This is a genomic window from Ochrobactrum sp. P6BSIII, from assembly GCF_014138065.1.
In the GTDB taxonomy this organism is placed as follows: Bacteria; Pseudomonadota; Alphaproteobacteria; order Rhizobiales; family Rhizobiaceae; genus Brucella.
Map to the genome: position 1 here is coordinate 118811 of NZ_JACGXB010000003.1, position 21226 is coordinate 140036.

The following is a 21226-nucleotide window of genomic DNA, read 5'->3' on the forward strand; positions in this document are numbered from 1 at the left end:
GGGAAACCAGCGCGTGCCTCGTCCTTCGACACGGTGCTTCGCACCTGCTCAGGATGAGGGGGCAACGAGGTGTAGACGAAGAATGGTGTGCGAGGGCGGATTACCGCCCTTCGCGATACCACATGCCGCCAAAGACCAAGAGCAGGGCAGCGAGCGCCAGGAAGCCGGAGAACAACGGCAGACGGTTCACGCTTTTGAGCTGCGTGTCGGTGGTTTCACGCAGGCCAATCCAGTCATTGCCGCGGGCTGTGCGATTGGCGGCAACCGCGGTAATCGACGGAACCCGCACGGCGCTGTCGGCACTTGCACGCACGCGATGGACTGAACCGCCGGTCGCTTCAGCAATGGGTTTCAGGCGATCCACGGTTGAAATGCTGTCGGCAAATTCCGGTGCATCGACGGGTCCGACATGGGCCAGCGTCTCCAGATCGCCGTTCTTGATCCGGAAGACGCCGATCTCGTCGGTTTGCAGCGAACCGTCGAACAGGCCCGGCTTGTTCTGTGCGAGATTGACCTGCAACGTCTTGCCAGCAGGCGTTGTGACGGTCGCGGTGCCCGGATTATCGCCCATCGTTTGACGGTGAATGCTCAAGGTGCGGCCATTGCCTGCGGCGGTGAGCGCTTCTTCTTCCAGCTCCGGCTCCTGCATCAGCCAGTGGGCAATGCGGCGATAGAGCGCCGCATAGGGACCGCCGCCTTCAAAGCCGCGTGCCCATAGCCAGCCCTGATCGGACAGGAACATGCCGACGCGGCCTTTCCCGACGCGATTGAGAACCAGAAGCGGCTTGTTATCGGCACCGCTCATCACGGTTTCGCCCTGCGGCGCGGTGATGTCGATGGTGCGGAACCAGCGGCTCCAATGGGGCGGCTCCTGCTCGCTGCCATCGAGACCGCGTGTGACGGGGTGGCGTTTGCCGAGAACGGTCAGGCGGGGATAGAACGCTTTTTCGGTCACCGTGCCGGTCGGCATGGCGGGCAGGGCGTTGTAAAGTGGCGTGCGGGCAATCGACATTTCGCCTGCATATTCCGGCCCGGCTGCAACCAGCAGCGCGCCGCCGTTTTCCACATATTGCGCGATGTAATCGTAATAGAGCAGCGGCAGCACATCGCGATGCTGGTAGCGATCCAGAATGATGAGATCGAACTCGTTGACCTTGTCCACGAACAGTTCACGCGTCGGGAAGGCGATCAGCGACAATTCATTGATCGGCGTGCCGTCCTGCTTTTCCGGCGGGCGCAAAATGGTGAAGTGGACGAGGTCCACGGCAGCGTCGGATTTCAGCAGATTGCGCCAGGTGCGCTCGCCATTATGCGGCTCGCCGGAGACGAGAAGCACGCGCAGATTTTCGCGGATACCGTCCACGGTTGCCACTGCACGGTTGTTGGCCTCGGTCACTTCACCCGGAATCGCGGGCGTGGCAATTTCAACGATATTCACACCGGCGCGCGGCAAGGTGATGGTAACAGATGTTTCCTGCCCCACCTGTGCCTGTTCCTGCGAAACCGCTTCGCCATTGACGCGGATTTCCACCGGCGCAGGGCTGCCGAGGCTTTTGCCTTCGTCGATGACCGTGAACGACATTTCAAGCGGCTTGCCGCTGATGCCGTAGCGCGGGGCCTTGTTGAAGCGGATGCGACGGTCGAATTCGTCCGGTTTGCCCGTCACCAGTCCATGCAAAGGCGCGTCGAAGCCCAGCGCATTCTTGTTGGCGGGCGTATCGTGCACCTGTCCGTCGGTGATCATGATCGCGCCCGCAACACGGGTTGGCGGCACGTCGAGCAGCGCCCGAGCCAGCGGCCCGAAAAGCCGCGTCGCATAGCCATCCTCGTTTTCGTCCGGCTTGCCGGTTTCCACCACGCGCGTTTCAAATTGCGGCATGGTGGCAAGCTGATCCTGCACGGCTTTCAAAGCGGCATCGGTGTCGGCGCGGCGTGTCCCAAGTTCCTGGCTCTGGCTGCGGTCCACCACGACAGCGACAACGCTTTTCAACGGCTCGCGCTCTTCATTGATCACCACCGGGTTGAAGAGCGCCAAGGCAAGGGCTGCGGCGGCCAGAAGACGGATCAACCCGCCGCGCATGCGCAGGGCGACAGTTGCCAGAACCAGCAATGCCAGCGGTACGAGAATGCCGATGAGCCATGGTGTTGAGAGGAACGGTTCGAATTCGATATTCATGCCCGCCTCCTAACGCCGTAAGTTCCTATCTGTACGGACCGTAACGCTTCCCCCTCATCCTGAGGTGCGGAGCGAAGCGAAGCCTCGAAGGACGAGGGCAGGCGCGCCGTTCGTTTTTCCCTCACCCTTCGATCCTTCGACAAGCTCAGGATATTGCGCCGTCTTTGACGACTCCTCAGGATGAGGGAAAAAGAGAACCGGGACTGGGCGATGACATGGTTGCAAAACATCATGCTCTAATTCCCCAGCCGCTCGAGCAGGGCCGGAACATGGACCTGATCGGACTTGTAATTGCCGGTGAGCATGTACATCACGATATTGACGCCGCCGCGAATGGCATAGATGCGCTGCATCGGGTCGTTCGGCACGGTGGGGAGCAGGGGATTGCCCTGATCATCTACGGCCCATGCGCCTGCCAGATCATTGGCGGTGATCATGATCGGCGTCACACCGTCGCCGGTTCTAACCGGACGGTCGTGCGGCGAGGCATTTGGGGCTGTCGCCTCCACCCAGAGCGGGCTTCCCTCATAACGACCCGGAAAGTCGGGCATGATGAAGAAGGATTTCGTCAGAACGTGATCGTCGGGCACGGGTTCGAGCGGCGGCACATTCATGTCGTCGAGAATGGCGCGCAGGCGCTGATTGGCTGGGGAGACCGATGGATCAAGGCTCGCGCCCGACTGCAACTGGTCGCGCGTGTCGAACAGCACTGTGCCGCCCTGCTGCATATAGGCGTCCACCTTGGCAATGGCTTCAGGGCTCGGCATCGGCGCATTCGGGTCTATCGGCCAATAGATCAGCGGATAGAAGGCCAGTTCGTCTTTGGACGGGTCAACGCCGATCGGGTCGCCCGGTTCCAGCGCCGTCTTGTCGGTCAGCGCAAAGGTCAGACCTTTCAGACCGGCCTTGCTGATATTGTCGGTCTCGGCGCTGCCGGTGATGATATAGGCAAGATGGGTCTGCGAAACCGAGCCTATGATCGCTTCATCGCCGGGCTTGCTGTCGTCATGAATTTGTGGCGGCTGTGGCGATGCTGCTTGTGCAAAGGCGCGGTCAGCACCGACTGATAGGAGGGCGAACAGTGCGCCGCCTGCGAGAAGAACGGCGATGGTGGCCGTTTTGGCGCGCACCTTCATGCGGCGGCGGAACGCGCCGCGCAGCCACAGCATCAGCAGGGAATCGAGCGCCAGAAGCATGGCGGCAGCGGCAAAGAACGGCCCTGCCAGCGATATTGACTGATCTGCCGTATAGGAGACGGGCGTGACGCCGACTGAGAGGGTCGGCTGGCGGATCGGCTCCAGCTTGGTGTTGCTGTCGGCGAAAATGTTGAGTGCTTTCAAACCGTCCTCATTGCCGTAGAAACCGGGCGGCGTGTTGATGCTGACACTGGCCTCTCTGTTGCGCTCGACGATCAGCGGTTTGGCCTCCGAGGTCGGCGGTGTCAGCGCGCCGGCGGCTGAAAGCAGCTGGAACGGCGGCAGTGAAACGGCATCCTGATTGTCCTGCGCGCCAGTGCGCTGCGACAACGACACGATGCGGCGCAGCATTTCCACGAAGGAGCCGGAAATCGGCAGGCTCGACCATGTGGCGTCCGGCGAAATATGGAACAGCACGATGTTGCCGCGACCGCGCTGCTGACCCGTCACCAATGGGGTGCCGTCCTGAAGGATGGCATAGGCCTTGTCGTTGAGATCGAAAGACGGTTCGGCCAGCACCTGACGGTTGACGTTGACATCTTCAGGGATCGGCAGTCCGGCAAAAGGGCCCTTTTCCGGGAATGCGCGCAGCTTCTGCGGTTCAGACCAGGACAAGGTGCCGCCAAGCGCACGCTCGCCCTTGCGCAACCGTACCGGAAGCAGCGGATCATTGTCGCTCGCGCCCGCCAGACGTGGTCCGGCAAAGCGCACCAGCGTGCCGCCTTCTTCCACCCATGCGGAAATCCGCTCTGCGACAGGCGGCGGCAAGTTGCCGATATCGGCCATGATGAGAATGGACGGCTTGGCATCCAGCAGTTCGGGGACCGACTGAAGCAGATCGGCGGAACGCGGCTCAATCAGATTGGCGTAAGGCGTCAGGGCGCGCTTGATGTAATGCAGCGGTGACAGAAGCGGCTGCGCGAGATCGCCGTCGCCGCTGGCAATCAGGCCGATGGTGCGCCGCTCAGACCCGGCATCGATCAGATGCGTTGCACCCGCCTGTTCGACACCGTCGATGCGGATCAGGCGGAAATCGTTGCGCAGTTCGACCGGCAGGTTGAAATGCGCCGTGCCTTCGGGGCTGCCCAGCGCAAAGGACAGTGGCGCTTCGGCGATGCGGCGTCCCTTGTCGTCATAGGCTGCCGCCGTCAGGCTGCGCGGCATGGTCACGCCTTCCGGGCGGATCGCGGTGGCTTCGAGGCTGTCGGCCTTGTTATCCACTCCGGTCAGCGCAAGGGTACGGTCAAGATTGGCACCATACCAGAGAACATTTGCCAGATGGCCGGTCTTGTCCAATGCGGCAAAGGTCTCTTCGTCGGCAGGGGACGCCAGCCCGTCATTCATGAAGGCGAGGCGAATTTTGACGCCATCCGACAGGGCGGAAGCCAGCCGCTCCATCGTCGCCTTGCGGTCGACTGGGATCGGGCGCGGTTGCATGGCTTGGAGCCGTTCTGTGGCGCGGGTGCCATCATAGGGGCCGATTTCCGCATTGGCTGGTTCTGCGGTGCCAAGGATGTAAATCTGCGCGTTGGAACCTTCCGCGTCATCGATCAGCTTTTCGGCGGCGTTGACCCGCTGCTGCCAGTCTTCGGCGGCGGCCCAGCCATTATCCACTACAATGGCCAGCGGTTCCTGACCGGTCAGCGCGACAGGACGCGGGTTCCAGATCGGCGCTGCCAGTGCCATGATCACGAGTGCGGCGATTAGCAGACGCAGAAGCGTCATCCACCACGGGCTTTTTGAGGGCACTTCCTCGCGCTTGAAAACCTGCGCCAAAATGCGCAGCGGCGGAAAGGTTTCTTCCTGCGGGCGCGGCGGCGTCATGCGCAGCAGCCACCAGATCACCGGCAAGGCAACCAGACCGGCGAGGATCAGCGGCGAACCAAAGGCAAGCGGCAGAAAATTCATGCGCTGGCCCCCGTCGCGCCCAATGCCCCGGTTGCACTTAGCGCACTATGGAGGCGCGCCAGCGCTTCCGCCGCCGGACGGTCGGTGCGATGCACGGAATAGCTCCAGCCGAGCCGTTTGCAGAAGTCCGACAGGGTTTCGCGCCGGGCAGTGTAAAGACGGCGATAATCCTCGGCATAGGTTTCGGCGCGACCGGCAACCAGTGTTGCACCTGTCTCGGGATCGCGAAATTCGGTGCGACCGGAATAGGGGAAGGTTTCTTCTGCGGGATCGGCAACTTCGACCAGATGCGCACGCACGCCGCGCTTCGCAAGCCGGTCGAGAAGTTCGGTCAGTTCGTCGAACGGGTGCAGGAAATCCGAGACAAGCACGACTTCCGAAAAACGGCGGATCTGCGCAATATCCGGCAGCGGGCTCATGGACGCGCTGGTGGGTGCTTCATGCATGAGAGCGCCTGCAAGACGCTCCGCGCCATTGCGGGCAGCGAAAGGCGGGATCAGTGCCGGAAAGGCGATGCGCTCGCCGGAGCGTGACAGGATTTCCGCCAGCGCCAGCGTCAGCACCAGCGCGCGGGCTTCCTTGGAAACAGGCGACATTTGCGAGCGGTAGAGCATGGAGGGCGAGAAATCGCACCACAGCCACACGGTATGGGCCGATTCCCATTCGCGGTCGCGAACATAGGTGTGATCGTCGCGGGCGGAGCGCCGCCAGTCGATACGCGAAAGCTGCTCGCCCTGCACATAGGGGCGGAACTGCCAGAAATTCTCGCCGGGGCCGCGTTTGCGCCGTCCGTGCCAGCCATTCATGACGGTATTGACGACACGCTGGGCTTCAACCAGCAGATCGGGGATCGCCGCCGCCCGTGCACGTGCGCGGGCCAGCGTATCCTTGCGATCTGCGGTGGAAACTTGCGTGCCGATGACCATCAGACAGCAGCCTTTACCAGATTGGCGATGACATCGCGGATGTGCATGCCATCGGCGCGGGCTGCGAAATTGAGCGCCATGCGATGTTGCAGCACCGGCTCGGCCAGTGCCTTCACATCGTCGACCGAAGGGGCGAGGCGGCCATCATAAAGCGCACGGGCGCGGGCGCAGAGCATCAGCGCCTGACTGGCGCGAGGACCGGGGCCCCATGCGATATGCTGCCTGGCGTGATCATTGTCGGCATCGGGACGCGCGGAGCGTACCAGCTTCAGGATCGCTTCGACGACGTTTTCCGAAACCGGCATACGGCGCACGAGTGTCTGCATCTGCTTCAGACGTTCCGCATCGAGAATCTCGTAGGGCTTCGCTTCGGCGACGCCTGTAGTTTCGAGAAGAATGCGGCGCTCGGCGTCGAGTTCCGGATAGAGAATATCGATCTGCATCAGGAAACGGTCGAGCTGGGCTTCCGGCAGCGGATAGGTGCCTTCCTGTTCCAGCGGGTTCTGTGTTGCGAGAACGTGGAATGGCGCAGGCAGGTCATAACGCTGGCCAGCGACCGTGACATGATATTCCTGCATGGCCTGCAACAGCGCGGACTGGGTGCGGGGGCTCGCGCGGTTGATTTCGTCAGCCATCAGGAGCTGTGCGAAAATCGGCCCCTTGAGATAGCGGAACGAGCGGCGACCATCGGCATCCTGTTCCATGACTTCCGAACCGATGATGTCGGAAGGCATCAGGTCAGGCGTGAACTGGATGCGCTGGCCGGAGAGGCCGAGCACCACGCCCAGCGTTTCCACCAGCTTGGTCTTGGCAAGGCCGGGCACACCGACCAGCAGCGCATGGCCGCCTGCCAGAATGGCGACGAGCGTGCGCTCGATCACACTTTCTTGTCCGAAGATAACCGTGCCGACGCCTTCCTTGATGCGGGCAATATCTGCGAGCGCCCGTTCGGCTTCCGCAACAATCTGCTCGGAGTTGGCGGTTTCAGGCGTGATGACGACGCTCATGGTGACCTCGCAATATGTGACCGCTCTGGCGGACGTGCCTTATAAATCGCATATAATGCTGACAAGCCGCGAAACGGTGACTATTTCATGACTTCCATCATATTAAACACATTCGAACAGGAATAACCGAGTCGGATGACAAAGAGCACCCCTATAGGCAAAGTTGCGCCGCAAAACGCGATGCAAAGCGCCGGGACGACCAGCGGTCTGGAAGCCCTGATCGCGCGCGCCCATGCCGATGCGCAAAGCGGTCCGTCAACGAAAGAGCGCGGCATTCCGCCTGTCGAGCGGTGGAACCCCGATTTCTGCGGCGACCTCGACATGGAGATCAAGGCCGACGGCACCTGGTTTTATATGGGGACGCCGATTGGCCGCAAACAGCTGGTGCGCCTGTTCTCCACCGTGCTGCGCAAGGACGAGGACGGCAAGACCTATCTGGTCACGCCGGTCGAAAAGGTCGGCATCCGTGTCGAAGATGCGCCGTTCATTGCTGTTGAAATGCAGGTTTCCGGTGAGGGCGTGGAACAGTCGCTGACATTCCGCACTAATGTCGGCGACGTGGTGGAAGTCGATGCGGAGCATCCGTTGCGGTTCGTCGTTGAAGAAGAAAGCGACGGATTGAAACCCTATGTACTTGTTCGCGGGCGTCTGGAAGCGCTGGTGACGCGCTCCGTGATGTATGATCTGGTCGGGCTTGGCGAGGAAATCGAGATCGACGGCGTGACGATGTTTGCTGTGCGGTCCGGCGGCGCCGTCTTTCCGATCATGCCAGCGGATGCGCTGGAAGCAGCCCAGAAATGATGGTGTACTGATGGAACGGGGTCTGAAATCCCTTTCGGCGTTTTCCGCTGGTGATTTTGCCAATCGCGTTCGCAGCTGGCAGCCGGATCACAGCGAGATTACCGGCGATCATTCGCTCAATCCTGACTTCACGCAGGCCATGGTGACGTCCCAGATGCGCGACGCAGCTGTGCTGGTGCCTGTGGTGGATCGCGGTCCTGATGCGACGGTGCTTCTCACCCAGCGCACCGATACGTTGCGAAAACATTCGGGCCAGATCGCGTTTCCGGGCGGAGCCATCGATCCGGGCGACGGAACGGCGGAACATGCAGCGCTTCGCGAGGCCAATGAGGAAATCGGTCTCGCTGCCGAGCGCGCAGAGATCATTGGCAATCTGCCACGCTATCTGACCGGCAGCGGCTTTTCGATCACGCCGGTTCTGGCTGTGGTCAAGACACCGTTCGACCTGCATCCGAACCCGGATGAGGTGGCCGATATTTTCGAGGTGCCATTGTCTTTCCTGATGAATCCGGCCAATCACCGGCGCGAAAGCAGGGTGCTCAACGGCAAGGAACGCTTTTATTACGCCATGCCCTATCACGAGCGATTCATCTGGGGGATTACCGCCGGAATCATTCGCGGACTTTATGAAAGGCTCTACGTTTGAGCGACAATGTGAACATTTCCGACACGGCGACCTGGTTGAAGTCGAAGTCCCTGCAGGCGCTGTTCAAGGCCTTGAACCGCGACGGCGGGGAAGCGCGCGTGGTCGGCGGTGCGGTGCGCAACACATTGCTGGGCACCGCTGTCAGCGATGTCGATCTTGCCACCACGCATGTGCCGCAGGAAACGGTTCGATTGGCCGAGGAAGCAGGGTTCAAGCCTGTCCCGACGGGCATCGAACACGGCACGATCACTGTTGTCGCCCACGGACATGCCTATGAAGTGACGACGTTGCGCAAGGATGTCGAGACCGATGGCCGCCATGCCAAGGTTGCCTTTGGAACCGACTGGAAAACCGATGCCGAGCGGCGCGACTTCACCATCAATGCGCTCTATGCGACGGCGGACGGCAAAATCATCGATCATGTCGGCGGGCTTGCCGATATTGAAACCCGGACATTGCGTTTCATCGGCGATGCCGAACAGCGCATTCGCGAGGATTACCTGCGTATCCTGCGCTTTTTCCGCTTTTTCGCCTGGTATGGTTCCGGGCGTCCGGAAGCCGAAGGCCTGCGCGCCAGCGCAAGGCTGAAGGACGGCATCGAGCAGCTTTCAGCCGAACGCGTATGGTCGGAGCTGAAGAAACTCCTGTCGGCTCCCGATCCGTCGCGCGCCCTTTTGTGGATGCGGCAGGGTGGCGTGCTGAATCTCGTTCTGCCCGAAAGCGAGAAATGGGGCATCGACGCCATTCATGGCCTGGTGCGTTCCGAAGGCGATCTTGGCTGGTCGGCCGATCCGCTGTTGCGGCTTGAGAGCATCGTGCCGCCGGATGCCGTGCGCATGGAAGAAATGGGCAAGCGCCTGAAAATGTCCAATGCCGAGCGTGCGCGGCTGGAGGCCTGGGCGCGGGCGGATGCCGTCAAGCCGGAGCTGTCCGAACAGGCCTTGAAGAAGGTGATTTATCGCGGCAGCAAACAGGCGGTGGTGGACCGGATCAAGCTTGCCTATGCGGCGGCTCGTGCCGATGCGGCTGGCAGCGATGACGCCATGATCCGCGCTGGCGGCTTTTCCCGTTTGCTCGAAACAGCGGAACATTATGAAGCCCCTGTCTTTCCCGTGACGGGCGGCGATCTTCTGGCGCTTGGCGTGGAAAAAGGTCCGGGTCTGGGTGTGGCGTTGCGGTCGCTTGAAACTTTCTGGATCGACTCCGGTTTTAGCCTTGACCGGGCCACTCTTCTGGAGAAACTTGATCGCGATAAAATGAACAGCTGACCGCTTGTGTGCAAAATTCAGCCGTAGTTTCATCAGTTTATGGCTGGGAATCTTTTCAGCGCCGATTTGAAAGAGCATGAAATGTCCAATCCCGATACATCGATCCAAGATAAGGCAGCTTCTGATCCGAAACAGAAATTCGGCACTGAAGGTCTGGCCGCAATGGACCGCCCGAGCAAAATCACCCGGTTTTTCATGGGGATCGTCTCCTGGGCGGAAAGCCTCAATCTGAAATATGCCAAGCTCGGCAATCCGCCTGTTTATGACAATGCGACCTTCCCATGGGCGGCAGAAATTGAAAAGGAATGGCCCGCCATTCGCAAGGAGCTGGACACGATCCTGCTGCGCCAAAGCGAGCTGCCGTCCTTTCAGGATATTTCGACCGACGTGAAGACGATTTCCACCGATAATCGCTGGAAGACATTCTTCCTGCTCGGCTTCGGCGTGAAGTCGGAGCAGAACATCAAGACCTGCCCGGAAACATGGCGCATCGTGAACAAGATCCCGGGCCTGACCACGGCAATGTTCTCGATCTTTGAACCGGGCAAGCATCTGCCGCCGCATCGCGGCCCTTATAATGGCGTGCTGCGCCTGCATCTCGGCCTCATCGTGCCGGAGCCGAATGAAAAGCTGGCCATTCGCGTGGACAAGCAGGTTTGCCATTGGCATGAGGGCAAGGTTCTCATCTTCGACGACGCCTATGAGCATGAGGCGTGGAACCACACTGACAAGACGCGCGTGGTTCTGTTTGTCGACTTCGTGAAGCCACTGAAATTCCCGGCCCGTTTCGTAAACTGGTGCCTGATGAACCTCGCGATCTTCACGCCCTTCATCAAGGAAGGGCTGGACAACCACAATGAGTGGGAAAAGAAGTTCTACGCAGAAGCCGAGAAGCTCCGCAATCAGCCAAAGGCCTGATGGGATTTGACTTTCGCTATCTGCGCTCTTACATGCGGGTCAGAGGGTCGATCGGCCCTTTGACCTTCCCACCTCTGAAAGAGGAATTGTTGATGCTGGAGATTGTTGGAAGCCTTTAATCGTTCCGAACAAGAACTGTGATGACGGACGCTGAGAGCGTCTGATCGGGCAGTTGTTCAGGGACGGGAACGGCATTGGCCGTGGATAGCCGTGCGCTGTCCGCGAGTGCTGATGCTTGTTATGGTTTCCATCCAGGCATGAACAACAATGAATATCTCACGTATTGAACAGCGCGTGTTGCACGTGCTGGCGCAAGGCGGCCTTATCCGCCATTTGCGCGAAGACGGACGCGTCTGCGAAATCGAATGCTATACCCGCGAGGGTTACCTGCTCGCCGATTGTACAATGGCTGTGTTCCAGCAATTGCGGCGCAAACGGCTGATCGAATCCCGATCAGGCAGTCCCTATCGCATTTCTCTTAAAGGGCGCGAGAATGTTCGCGCTCAGCTCAATAACCGTTGAGGGAGGGCGTCATGTATCTTCGCAAGGAAAAGCCCGATGATATCGCTGCAATCCGTCATCTGACGGATGAAGCATTCAGCACGGTTCCTTATAGTAACCAGAGGGAAGGGGAGATCGTCGATGCACTTCGTGCAGCCTCGGCGCTCACTTTGTCGCTGGTTGCAGTGGACGGGGACGCGGTTCTCGGTCATGTGGCCTTCTCGCCGGTTCAGATCGGCGGGGAGGACAAGGGCTGGTATGCGCTTGGTCCCATCTCGGTTCGACCCGAAAGGCAAGGCGAAGGGATCGGCGGGGCTCTCGTCCGTGAAGGTCTTGCCCTGTTGCAGGCCGACGGCGCGAAAGGCTGCGTTCTGGTGGGCGACCCCGGCTATTACAGGCGGTTCGGCTTCAAAGCTGATCCACGACTGAAAATGCCGGGCATAGCTGCGGAATATGTCCAGTGTCTGGCCTTTGGGCCAGACATGCCGCAAGGTGACATCACGCATCATCCCGCTTTTGGCATATAAGAAAGGGCCGGTTATCCGGCCCTTTCTATTTAAAAAATTACGGCCATTTCACCACGGGTGGCATGGACGACAGAATGGAGTTCACGTTGCCGCCGGTCTTCAGGCCGAAGATCGTGCCGCGATCATAGAGCAGGTTGAACTCGACATAGCGGCCACGGCGCACAAGCTGTTCGTCGCGGTCGGCCTGCGTCCAGTCTTGATTGAAGTTCTGGCGCACCAGATGCGGATAAACGACGGAAAAGCCGCGACCCACATCGCGTGTATAGGCGAAATCGGCATCCCAGCCGCCATTTTCATCCGACGAATGCAGCCAGTCATAGAAGATGCCGCCGGTGCCGCGCGGTTCATTGCGATGCGGCAGGAAGAAATACTCGTCGCACCAGTCCTTCACGCGCTGATAGTCGACAACATTCTTGTGCTTTTCGCAGATGAAGCGGAATGCCTTGTGAAAGGCCAGCGTGTCGGCATCTTCCTGCGTGCGCCGGCGGTCGAGAACCGGGGTCAGGTCAGCGCCACCACCAAACCACTGACGGCTCGTCACGACCATGCGCGTGTTCATATGAACGGCTGGCACATTCGGGTTTTGTGGATGCGCGATCAGCGAAATGCCGCTTGCCCAATAGCGCGGGTCTTCTTCCGCACCGGGGATCTGCTTGCGGAATTCCGGCGAGAACTCGCCATAGACGGTGGACACGTGAACGCCGACTTTTTCGAAAACGCGCCCGTGCATGATCGACATGACACCGCCGCCACCTTTGCCTTCTTCCTTCAGCCAGGGCGTGCGCACGAAGCGGCCCGGCTCACGGTCGGACAGGGGGCCTTGCAGCTCGTCTTCCAGTTGCTCGAAGCTTGAGCAGATGCGGTCGCGCAGTTCCTCGAACCAGCGTTGCGCCGCCTGCTTCTTTTCCTCGATATCGTGGGGGATGATAGCGGGAATTTCGTCGCGTTGCATTGGTTGTTTCCTCTCGGCGCAATCTGCCGGATCGCTGCGTGCAGCCAAGGTTAAATGGCAAGGTGAAATAGGCTTTGCTATATCTGCTGGCTTAGCAAGTTCCGCCCCGCGCGCATAGGGCGAAGACCGGCTTCGACAGTTTGGCGAAATCGCTCTCCCCAAGAAAAGACTCGTCTTTGCAAAACCGCTACCCTATCTTTTGTGATCAAGGGGCTGGATGCGTGTGTTTCCAGCCAACCGGGAGGCAATCGCATGACAGCAGCACCGCCCCGTCCTCCGCTCGAAGGCTTGCGTAAGCAGCTGGAGAAGAGCCGCGCCCAAAACAGCGCCAAGAAAAGCCGGTTGCCACGCGACGGTTTCATCCGTGAAACATTCACCCTGCCGCGTCAGGCAGCGCGCGAAAAAGCGCGGGAATGGTTCGATACATTTCCCAAATCGGCCTACTGGACCGAGATTGAAAGCTGGTGTGAACGACCCGACGATGTGATCGAATTCACCATGCGTCGGCTGCCAACCGCGGATTGAAGATTTGATTCAATTTCTGCCGCCAACTGCTTGAAACTGGATTCAAATTGGATCGCAATAAATGGCACCCAATAACTGCCGCATTGGGTGCCATTCATCTTGAGTCGTTATACCGTTACGACCTTATTCCGCAGCGGTTTGCGGTGCTTTTTCCCATGCGTCCCACTTGCCGATGATGCTGTCTGCATAGGCTTTGCCGACCCGGTAAGCATTGGTCGTGGCCAGCGGGAAACCGCCCGACTTTGCGCCGAGGGAATCAATGGCGGTCTGGTCCTTGCCCTGCCGGTCGAAATTTGAAGAGGTGCGCAGGACGGCGATGCGGTTGAAATCCACCTTGCCCGCATCCGCAGCGCGCTTGAGCGCTGTCAGCGTGGCATTGTCTTCCATCTGCGAGGTGCAGTAATCGGCTTTGCCGTCGGTCAGAAGTTTGGCCCAATCGCTCATCGCTTCACCGAGCTTTGCACCATGCCAGTAGGTGTCACCGGACGCCGTATCGCAAATAGTGACTTTCGGCGCGCCGGTGGCGGCTTCCTGCGTGTAGCGCTTGCGATATTCCTTAGCGTCGTCGCCATCGAAAAGGGCGACATCCTTCGTGGTGGCCAGCGCATAATCGGCCAGCTTGCCGTTCAGTTCAAAGACTTCCGTGCCGGCAGCCCATTTCGGCTTTTCGCCGGGCTTGGCCGCACCAAGACCGAAGAAATCCGTGCTCCAGCCTTCCGGCGCTTCACGAATGTCGATGCGGTGGCTGAGATTGGCATCGATGACATATTTTGCCCAATGGGCCGAACCGAGTGTGCCGTGCTGCGGATCGACGCCCGCAATGCCTGCAATCAGAAAATAGGTGTGGCTGAGGTCGAGCTTGTCGCTGAGCGCCATGGCCGCTGTGGAGCTTGCAGCATTGGCAAAACCCATGGCGGTTGTCATATGGCAAAGGCCGGCAGCGGTGCAGTCGATCTCCGGATATTCAGGGCTCAAGCCCGGCAGCTTGATCTTCTGCGTGAAGTTTTCACCTTCCAGCCATGGCTTGGCTTCCTCACCAAACATGGTGATGACCATGACTTTGGGCGCCAGACGTTCGGCGCCCTTGGCGGCTTCCTGAGCAAAGGCCGGAGCAGCGGTCAGCAGCGACAGGGTGGATGCCGCAAGAACGGCAGTGCGAGCAGACAGTTTCATGGAATGAAGCGCGCCTTTCGAACCGGAAATGGGGGCGATGCGCGGCGGTCCGGTCAATCCGCGACGCATACTGCGGGCAATTCGAGTACTGATTCCGCCAAGACGCCTATGGTCTTGTTAGTTCACGCTTTATCCGACGCAAAACCGCTTCGCACTTTTGCTGGAAATGCTTTTGAATCAGAATCACTTTCGCTTCTCATCTGGCGCAAAGCTTCCCCTGCTGTCATGGCGACCGAAACCGCAAGATTGAGGGAGCGGGTACCGGGAACCATCGGGATCAACAGACGCGCATCGGCGCTGTCGTGGACCGCATCCGGCACGCCGGAGGATTCACGCCCGAAGAGGAGAATGTCATTCCCCTGAAAACGGTAGTCTGTATAGGGGATTGCAGCCTTGGTGGAGAGCAGTACGATGCGGCGTCCAGCTTGTTTGCGCCAGTCTTCGAAATGGTTCCAGTCGGCGTGTCGCGTCAGCGCGGCCTGTGCCAGATAATCCATGCCCGCACGCTTCAGTGAGCGATCGGAAATGTCGAAACCCGCAGGCTCTATCAGGTCTACGGCAAAGCCGAGACATGCGGCCATGCGCAGAATTGTTCCCGTGTTGCCGGGAATGTCGGGCTGGTAAAGGGCGACGCGCAGATCCATATGAAGCGGGTAACGCGAAATGGCTGTCGCCGCAAGGCTGCATATCGGGCGCGGTCCATGCGTCAACATCCTGATACGGATAGTCTTTACAGATCCCGTCGGATCGCAAAAATATTCCTGTTTTGTTCCGGTCAAGTCTTGGCAATTGCTTGAGGCCCGCCTAAAAGGAGCGCCATGTTTAAGTGGTTCGAACACCGACTCAATGCCTATCCTGAAGAGCCGCCGCAGGAACCTCCGCGCGGTCTGGTCGCGTTTTGCCTTTATTATACCCGCGGCGCCTGGCCGTGGATTATCGGCATGGCAATTTTCACCACCCTGATTGCAATCATCGAAGTGTCGCTGTTTGCCTTCATGGGCAATATTGTGGACTGGCTTTCTCACCAGTCGCGCGAGACCTTTCTGAGCAATGAAGGCTGGCGGCTGGCATTGATTGCCGGTGTCGTGCTGGTGGGCCTGCCGGGCGTGGTGCTGGTGCACTCGCTGGTGATCCATCAGACGCTGCTTGGCAATTATCCCATGCGCGTGCGCTGGCTGATGCATCGTTATCTGATCCGCCAGTCGATGGCGTTTTTTCAGGACGAATTTGCCGGACGCATTTCAACCAAGCTGATGCAGACCGCTCTTGCCGTGCGCGAAACGGTGATGAAGCTGCTCGACGTTCTGAACTATGTCATCGTCTATTTTGCGGGCACGCTGTTCATCGCGGCCTCCGCCGATCTGCGTCTGATGATCCCGTTCCTCGTCTGGCTCGTGGTTTATATGCTTCTGCTGCGCTTCTTCATTCCGCGTTTGCGGGTGATTTCGGAACAGCAGGCCGATGCGCGCTCGACCATGACGGGCCGCATCGTCGACAGTTATACCAATATTGCGACCGTCAAGCTGTTCTCGCATTCGAGCCGCGAGGAATCCTATGTGCGCGAAAGCCTCGATGGTTTCCTCGGCACGGTGCATCGTCAGATGCGTCTCGTGACGATGTTCCACTTCACGCTTTATGTGTCGAACTGCCTGCTGCTGTTTGCAGTCGGTGTGATCGGTATCGGCCTCTGGATGCAGGAAGCCGTGACCGTGGGCGCGGTGGCTGTCGGCATCGGTCTGGTGCTGCGCCTCAACGGCATGTCGCAATGGATCATGTGGGAAATGTCGGCGCTGTTCGAGAATATCGGCACGGTGGAAGACGGTATCACCACGATTGCGCGTGCGCATGAAGTGGTGGACGTGCCCAATGCTCCGGCTCTGCATGTGACCAAGGGTGAACTGGATTTCGATCAGGTCGGCTTCCACTACGGCAAGGGCAAGGGCGTTCTGGAAAACCTGACGCTGAAGATTCCGCCGGGCCAGAAAGTTGGTCTGGTCGGACGTTCCGGTGCAGGCAAGTCCACGCTGGTCAATCTGCTGCTGCGCTTCTACGATCTGGAGAAGGGCCGCATTCTGATCGATGGTCAGGATATTTCGAAAGTGTCGCAGGATTCTCTGCGCGCCAATATCGGCATGGTCACGCAGGACACGTCGCTTCTGCACCGCACCGTGCGCGAAAACATCATGTATGGCAGGCCCGATGCGACCGAGGAAATGTTGCAGCAGGCGATCCGTCTTGCGCAGGCAGACCAGTTTGTTCCGCTCCTCACCGATCCGAAGGGACGGCGCGGGTTGGAAGCGCATGTGGGTGAACGCGGCGTCAAGCTGTCCGGTGGTCAGCGCCAGCGTATCGCGATTGCGCGCGTGATGCTGAAAGATGCGCCGATCCTCATTCTCGACGAGGCGACATCCGCGCTCGATTCGGAAGTGGAAGCGGCCATTCAGGACAGCCTCAATACGCTGATGGAAGGCAAGACGGTCATTGCGATTGCGCATCGTCTTTCCACCATTGCCGCGCTTGATCGCCTGATCGTGATGGACAAGGGACGGATCGTCGAAGACGGCACGCATGAGGAACTTGTTGCGCTCGGCGGCATTTATGCAAGTCTATGGGCACGTCAATCCGGCGGGTTCCTCGGCTTCGAAGACAATTCCGAGGATGCGCTGGTCAAGTAAGGAAAACGCTATTGATGAAAGCGGTCTACAGCCTGTTCGAACGTTGGGTTGATCCCTTCCGTGAACCGGACAATCTGAGACCGCCTTCAACCACAATGGCTTTCCTCTGGCATTATGCGCGTCAGGCCAAATGGCCGCTTGCCGCAGCGCTTGCGGCAGGCGGGCTTCTGCCGCTGGTGGAAGCTGCACTATTTTATTTCACCGGGCGTCTGGTTGATATTCTGGATCAAGCTGGCAAAGGCACCATAGAGCGCAGCTGGTCTGCGCTCATCGAGGCCGCCGGCCCCGAGCTTCTTTTCATGGGCTTCACAGTTCTGGTGATCCGGCTGGTCGTCACCGCGGCAACGACCCTGCTGGAAGACCAGACCATGTCGCCCGGCTTCTACAACATGATCCGCTGGCAGGCGAATTCCTATGTGCTGCGCCAGTCCTATGCCTTTTTCCAGAATGATTTCGCGGGGCGTATCGCCACAAAGGTCTGGCAGGCCGGGCAGGCGGCGGGCGACCTGATCGAAAGTCTCATCCAGTCCGTCTGGTTCATGACGATCTACAGCGTCACCACGCTGTTTCTGGTCGGTCGGCTCGACTGGCGGCTGGCCGCTGCGGTCATCGTCTGGATTATCGCTTTCGGCTTCATCGCATGGCGCTTTCTGCCGCGAATCCGCAAGAATGCAGAAGCTTCTGCCGAAGCGGGTTCCATGATCAACGGGCGGATCGTTGACAGCTATTCCAACATTCAGACCATCAAGCTCAACACTGCGGATGATGACGAGCGCTATCTGCGCGATGGTTTCGAACGCTATCTCGCGGCGATCCTGCCTTTCATGCGGTCATTGACCGGCGTGCGTGTGTCGCTGACGGCCTTGTCTGGCCTGATGATCGTGAGCGTTGCGGCGATTGCCATCGATCTGTGGACAAAGGATGCCATCACGGTCGGTCAGGTGTCCTTCACGCTCGGTCTCGTGCTGCGTCTCAATATGCTGCTTGGACGCCTCATGATGCAGCTCAACGGCATGTTGCGTCAGCTCGGGCTGATCGAGAATTCGATGCGCCTCGTCTCTGCACCGCTCGGCCTTGAAGACCGGCCGGGCGCAAAGCCTTTGGTGGTCAGTGATGCGCGCATCGATGTGCGCGACGTGACCTTCCATTACGGCAAGGGCGCGGGCGTTCTCCAGAACATCAATCTGACTGTGCGGGGCGGCGAGCGCGTGGGGCTGGTCGGCCATTCCGGCGCGGGCAAGACCACGCTCGTCAATCTGATCCTGCGCCTCTACGATGTCGAAAAGGGCTCCATCGCGGTGGATGGGCAGGATATACGCGACGTCACGCAGACCTCGCTCCGCCACGCCTTTGCAGTCGTCAGTCAGGAAACCGCACTTTTGCATCGCTCGCTGCGCGATAACATCATGCTGGCCCGTGACGATGCCACCGACGAGGAATTGCAGAAGGCGACCCGGCAGGCGGAAGCTGACGGTTTCATCGCCAATCTTGAAGATTTTCAGGGCCGCAAGTCGTTCGATGCCTTTGTGGGCGAGCGCGGTGTCAAACTTTCGGGCGGCCAGCGCCAGCGCATCGCCATTGCACGCGCCGTGCTGAAAGATGCGCCCATTCTGATTCTCGACGAGGCGACCTCGGCGCTCGATTCGGAAGTCGAAGCGTCGATACAGGAAAATCTGAAGCGACTCATGGAAGGCAAGACGGTGATTGCCATTGCGCATCGTCTGTCGACCATTGCCGCACTCGACCGTCTGGTGGTCATGGACCAGGGCCGGATCGTCGAAGAGGGCACGCATGAGGAACTTATCGCCAAAGGCGGTATCTATGCTGGCCTCTGGGCACGCCAGTCCGGCGGGTTTCTCGCGGAGAACGGCGAAAACTGAAAACTTCAGGTCATCCGGGCCGGTCTTTAGCCTTGGCCGCAGCTTTGCTGTGTATCCATCAAATTAATCAAGCAAATCCGCCTGCGACATCGTGCCGTCCTAAGGGCTTGGTGTCTGGACAAGCGTTTTTTACGCGCATAAACCGGATAGTGAGATGGAGGGAATTTCGTCCTGCGAGCACTTGCGGGATAACTTTTGCGCAGGTGCAAAAGCGGACGAGGGGAGAGTTCAATTGAACATGCAGATTAAAAGGGAGTTGGCACGTGAGCGCACACGACACGGCTGAGCCGACACGGCGTGATTTTCTCTATATTGCGACGGGAATGGCCGGTGTGGTCGGTGTTGGCGGACTGGCATGGCCGTTTATCGACCAGATGCGTCCAGACGCTTCGACACTCGCAGCCGCTTCCATCGAAGTCGACGTTTCTTCTCTCGCAGAAGGCGCGTCCCTGACCGTCAAATGGCGCGGCAAGCCGGTATTCATCCGCAACCGTTCCGCCAAGGAAGTGGAAGAAGGCAAGAGCGCGGCTCTCGGTGATCTCAAGGATCCGGTCGCCCGCAATGCCAACCTTCCATCCGACGCACAGGCGACCGACGTTGCCCGCTCGGCAGGTGAAGGCAAGGAAAACTGGCTCATCATGATCGGCGTTTGCACCCATCTGGGTTGCGTGCCGCTTGGTGAATCCGGCGCATTCGGCGGCTGGTTCTGCCCATGCCATGGCTCGACCTATGACACTGCGGGTCGTATCCGCAGCGGCCCGGCACCGGAAAACATGCACATTCCGCAATATGCGTTCACTTCCGATACGGTCATCAGGATCGGCTAAAACAGGTCTTGGGGAGAGAAGACATGAGTGGTGGACACTCCACATATACGCCGAAGACCGGCATCGAAAAATGGGTGGACGAACGGCTTCCCTTGCCGCGTCTGGTCTATGATTCCTTCGTGGCCTATCCAACGCCGCGTAACCTGAACTACATGTACACCTTCGGTGGCATTTTGAGCTTCATGCTCATCGCGCAGATTCTGACCGGCATCGTTCTGGCGATGCACTATGCTGCGGATACGGGCATTGCGTTCAATTCCGTCGAAAAGATCATGCGCGACGTCAACTCTGGTTGGCTTCTGCGCTACATGCACTCCAACGGTGCATCCTTCTTCTTCATCGCCGTTTACCTGCATATTGCACGCGGTCTCTACTACGGCTCCTACAAGGCGCCGCGCGAGCTTCTGTGGATCCTCGGTGTGGTGATCTTCCTTCTCATGATGGCGACCGCCTTCATGGGTTACGTGCTGCCGTGGGGCCAGATGTCCTTCTGGGGCGCAACGGTTATCACCGGTTTCTTCACGGCCTTCCCGGTCATAGGCGAGCCGATACAGCAGCTTCTTCTTGGCGGCTTTGCGGTCGACAACCCGACGCTGAACCGCTTCTTCTCGCTGCACTATTTGCTGCCGTTCATGATTGCGGGCGTTGTCGTCCTGCACGTCTGGGCGCTGCATGTCACGGGCCAGACCAACCCAACCGGCATTGAAGTGAAGTCGAAGACCGACACGGTTTCGTTCACGCCTTATGCGACCATCAAGGACGCTTTCGGCGCGCTCGTCTTCTTCGTGTTCTTCGCCTATTTCGTCTTCTACATGCCGAACTTCCTCGGCCACCCGGATAACTATATCCCGGCCGACTCGCTCAAGACGCCTGCTCACATCGTTCCTGAATGGTACTTCCTGCCGTTCTACGCGATGCTGCGCGCCATCACCTTCAACATCGGCCCGATCGACTCCAAGCTCGGCGGCGTTCTGACCATGTTCGGTTCGATCGCTATCCTCTTCGTGGTTCCGTGGCTCGATACGTCGAAGGTTCGTTCGGCTGTCTATCGCCCATGGTTCAAGCTGTTCTTCTGGCTCTTCGTGATCAACGCCATCTTCCTTGGATGGCTGGGTTCGCGTCCTGCCGAAGGCTCCTATGTCTTCATGGCGCAGCTCGGTACGCTTTACTATTTCGCTTTCTTCATCGTCATCATGCCGGTTCTCGGCCTGATCGAGACGCCGAAGCGTCTGCCCAACTCGATCACCGAGGCTGTGCTGGCGAAGAGCGAAGGCAAGGCCGAGATTGCCCCCGTGGAAATCAAGGGCTGAACCAGCGAGA

General features: G+C 59.3%; 18 protein-coding genes. 11 read left to right on the forward strand and 7 right to left on the reverse strand.

The genetic code is table 11. From position 1 onward, the window contains the following. Positions 1-100: 100 nt before the first annotated feature. The 4 genes from FHW00_RS04905 to FHW00_RS04920 form a co-directional block, all read right to left on the reverse strand. Positions 101-2176, reverse strand: coding sequence for a glutamine amidotransferase (locus FHW00_RS04905; protein ID WP_078338768.1), 2076 nt, complete (start codon positions 2174-2176; stop codon positions 101-103). Between the two features lie 236 nt (positions 2177-2412). Further along, the gene (locus tag FHW00_RS04910; RefSeq protein WP_078338767.1) at positions 2413-5280 is read right to left on the reverse strand and encodes a DUF4159 domain-containing protein; all 2868 of its coding nucleotides are present in this window, start codon (positions 5278-5280) and stop codon (positions 2413-2415) included. Continuing rightward, the gene (locus FHW00_RS04915) at positions 5277-6206 is read right to left on the reverse strand and encodes a DUF58 domain-containing protein (protein WP_078338766.1); all 930 of its coding nucleotides are present in this window, start codon (positions 6204-6206) and stop codon (positions 5277-5279) included. The genes FHW00_RS04910 and FHW00_RS04915 overlap by 4 nt, the downstream gene beginning before the upstream one ends. After that, entirely contained in the window at positions 6206-7213 is a 1008-nt protein-coding gene (locus FHW00_RS04920; RefSeq protein WP_078338765.1) for an AAA family ATPase, read from the reverse strand. Before FHW00_RS04920 ends, FHW00_RS04915 begins: the two co-directional genes overlap by 1 nt. Positions 7214-7348: 135 nt before the next feature. On the opposite strand from FHW00_RS04920, the gene FHW00_RS04925 reads away from it, so the two are divergent. The 6 genes from FHW00_RS04925 (at position 7349) to FHW00_RS04950 (ending at position 11874) form a co-directional block, all read left to right on the forward strand. Continuing rightward, positions 7349-8014 carry a DUF1285 domain-containing protein gene (locus FHW00_RS04925; RefSeq protein WP_078338764.1) on the forward strand — a complete coding sequence of 222 codons (666 nt, stop codon included), beginning with the start codon at positions 7349-7351 and terminating at the stop codon, positions 8012-8014. 10 nt (positions 8015-8024) lie between these two features. Continuing rightward, a complete protein-coding gene (locus FHW00_RS04930; RefSeq protein WP_078338763.1) occupies positions 8025-8660 on the forward strand; it encodes a CoA pyrophosphatase in 636 nt (211 codons plus the stop codon). Further along, positions 8657-9928 carry a CCA tRNA nucleotidyltransferase gene (locus tag FHW00_RS04935; RefSeq protein WP_078338762.1) on the forward strand — a complete coding sequence of 424 codons (1272 nt, stop codon included), beginning with the start codon at positions 8657-8659 and terminating at the stop codon, positions 9926-9928. Before FHW00_RS04930 ends, FHW00_RS04935 begins: the two co-directional genes overlap by 4 nt. Before the next feature lie 81 nt (positions 9929-10009). Next, positions 10010-10846, forward strand: coding sequence for an aspartyl/asparaginyl beta-hydroxylase domain-containing protein (locus FHW00_RS04940; RefSeq protein WP_078338872.1), 837 nt, complete (start codon positions 10010-10012; stop codon positions 10844-10846). 267 nt (positions 10847-11113) lie between these two features. Next, positions 11114-11368, forward strand: coding sequence for a YjhX family toxin (locus tag FHW00_RS04945; protein ID WP_078338761.1), 255 nt, complete (start codon positions 11114-11116; stop codon positions 11366-11368). An 11-nt stretch (positions 11369-11379) separates the two neighbouring features. Then, entirely contained in the window at positions 11380-11874 is a 495-nt protein-coding gene (locus tag FHW00_RS04950; RefSeq protein ID WP_078338760.1) for a GNAT family N-acetyltransferase, read from the forward strand. 37 nt (positions 11875-11911) lie between these two features. On the opposite strand, the gene hemF is transcribed toward FHW00_RS04950, so the two are convergent. Further along, positions 11912-12826, reverse strand: a complete 915-nt coding sequence (gene hemF / locus FHW00_RS04955) for an oxygen-dependent coproporphyrinogen oxidase (RefSeq protein ID WP_078338759.1) — start codon at positions 12824-12826, stop codon at positions 11912-11914. A 252-nt stretch (positions 12827-13078) separates the two neighbouring features. Between hemF and FHW00_RS04960 the strand changes: the two genes are divergently transcribed. Beyond that, positions 13079-13351 (forward strand): hypothetical protein, encoded by a 273-nt coding sequence (locus FHW00_RS04960; protein WP_078338758.1) that lies wholly within the window; start codon positions 13079-13081, stop codon positions 13349-13351. 123 nt (positions 13352-13474) lie between these two features. Here the strand turns inward: FHW00_RS04960 and FHW00_RS04965 are convergent, their stop codons facing one another. Then, positions 13475-14524 (reverse strand): purine-nucleoside phosphorylase, encoded by a 1050-nt coding sequence (locus FHW00_RS04965; RefSeq protein WP_078338871.1) that lies wholly within the window; start codon positions 14522-14524, stop codon positions 13475-13477. 122 nt (positions 14525-14646) lie between these two features. Further along, a complete protein-coding gene (locus tag FHW00_RS04970; RefSeq protein ID WP_078338870.1) occupies positions 14647-15168 on the reverse strand; it encodes a tRNA (cytidine(34)-2'-O)-methyltransferase in 522 nt (173 codons plus the stop codon). A gap of 174 nt (positions 15169-15342) precedes the next feature. Here FHW00_RS04970 and FHW00_RS04975 point away from each other — a divergent pair, with 174 nt between their 5' ends. The 4 genes from FHW00_RS04975 to FHW00_RS04990 all read left to right on the forward strand — a co-directional run bounded on the left by FHW00_RS04975 (position 15343) and on the right by FHW00_RS04990 (position 21216). Next, the gene (locus tag FHW00_RS04975; protein WP_078338757.1) at positions 15343-17199 is read left to right on the forward strand and encodes an ABC transporter ATP-binding protein; all 1857 of its coding nucleotides are present in this window, start codon (positions 15343-15345) and stop codon (positions 17197-17199) included. Between the two features lie 14 nt (positions 17200-17213). Further along, positions 17214-19079: an ABC transporter ATP-binding protein gene (locus tag FHW00_RS04980; protein ID WP_078338756.1), complete on the forward strand. Its 1866-nt coding sequence runs from the start codon at positions 17214-17216 to the stop codon at positions 19077-19079. 263 nt (positions 19080-19342) lie between these two features. After that, positions 19343-19906 (forward strand): ubiquinol-cytochrome c reductase iron-sulfur subunit, encoded by a 564-nt coding sequence (gene petA / locus FHW00_RS04985; protein ID WP_078338755.1) that lies wholly within the window; start codon positions 19343-19345, stop codon positions 19904-19906. 23 nt (positions 19907-19929) lie between these two features. Beyond that, complete coding sequence (locus tag FHW00_RS04990) at positions 19930-21216, forward strand: cytochrome b (RefSeq protein WP_078338754.1); 1287 nt, start codon at positions 19930-19932, stop codon at positions 21214-21216. The last annotated feature ends 10 nt before the right edge of the window (positions 21217-21226 follow it).

Coding starts and splice junctions, on each gene's coding strand:
- hemF (WP_078338759.1), bottom strand. CDS start 12,826: ATGCAACGCGACGAAATTCCCGCTATCATCCCCCACGATATCGAGGAA.
- FHW00_RS04960 (WP_078338758.1), top strand. CDS start 13,079: ATGACAGCAGCACCGCCCCGTCCTCCGCTCGAAGGCTTGCGTAAGCAG.
- FHW00_RS04915 (WP_078338766.1), bottom strand. CDS start 6,206: ATGGTCATCGGCACGCAAGTTTCCACCGCAGATCGCAAGGATACGCTG.
- FHW00_RS04925 (WP_078338764.1), top strand. CDS start 7,349: ATGACAAAGAGCACCCCTATAGGCAAAGTTGCGCCGCAAAACGCGATG.
- FHW00_RS04950 (WP_078338760.1), top strand. CDS start 11,380: ATGTATCTTCGCAAGGAAAAGCCCGATGATATCGCTGCAATCCGTCAT.
- FHW00_RS04990 (WP_078338754.1), top strand. CDS start 19,930: ATGAGTGGTGGACACTCCACATATACGCCGAAGACCGGCATCGAAAAA.
- FHW00_RS04970 (WP_078338870.1), bottom strand. CDS start 15,168: ATGGATCTGCGCGTCGCCCTTTACCAGCCCGACATTCCCGGCAACACG.
- FHW00_RS04910 (WP_078338767.1), bottom strand. CDS start 5,280: ATGAATTTTCTGCCGCTTGCCTTTGGTTCGCCGCTGATCCTCGCCGGT.
- FHW00_RS04965 (WP_078338871.1), bottom strand. CDS start 14,524: ATGAAACTGTCTGCTCGCACTGCCGTTCTTGCGGCATCCACCCTGTCG.
- FHW00_RS04975 (WP_078338757.1), top strand. CDS start 15,343: ATGTTTAAGTGGTTCGAACACCGACTCAATGCCTATCCTGAAGAGCCG.
- FHW00_RS04920 (WP_078338765.1), bottom strand. CDS start 7,213: ATGAGCGTCGTCATCACGCCTGAAACCGCCAACTCCGAGCAGATTGTT.
- FHW00_RS04905 (WP_078338768.1), bottom strand. CDS start 2,176: ATGAATATCGAATTCGAACCGTTCCTCTCAACACCATGGCTCATCGGC.
- FHW00_RS04980 (WP_078338756.1), top strand. CDS start 17,214: ATGAAAGCGGTCTACAGCCTGTTCGAACGTTGGGTTGATCCCTTCCGT.
- FHW00_RS04930 (WP_078338763.1), top strand. CDS start 8,025: ATGGAACGGGGTCTGAAATCCCTTTCGGCGTTTTCCGCTGGTGATTTT.
- FHW00_RS04940 (WP_078338872.1), top strand. CDS start 10,010: ATGTCCAATCCCGATACATCGATCCAAGATAAGGCAGCTTCTGATCCG.
- FHW00_RS04945 (WP_078338761.1), top strand. CDS start 11,114: ATGAATATCTCACGTATTGAACAGCGCGTGTTGCACGTGCTGGCGCAA.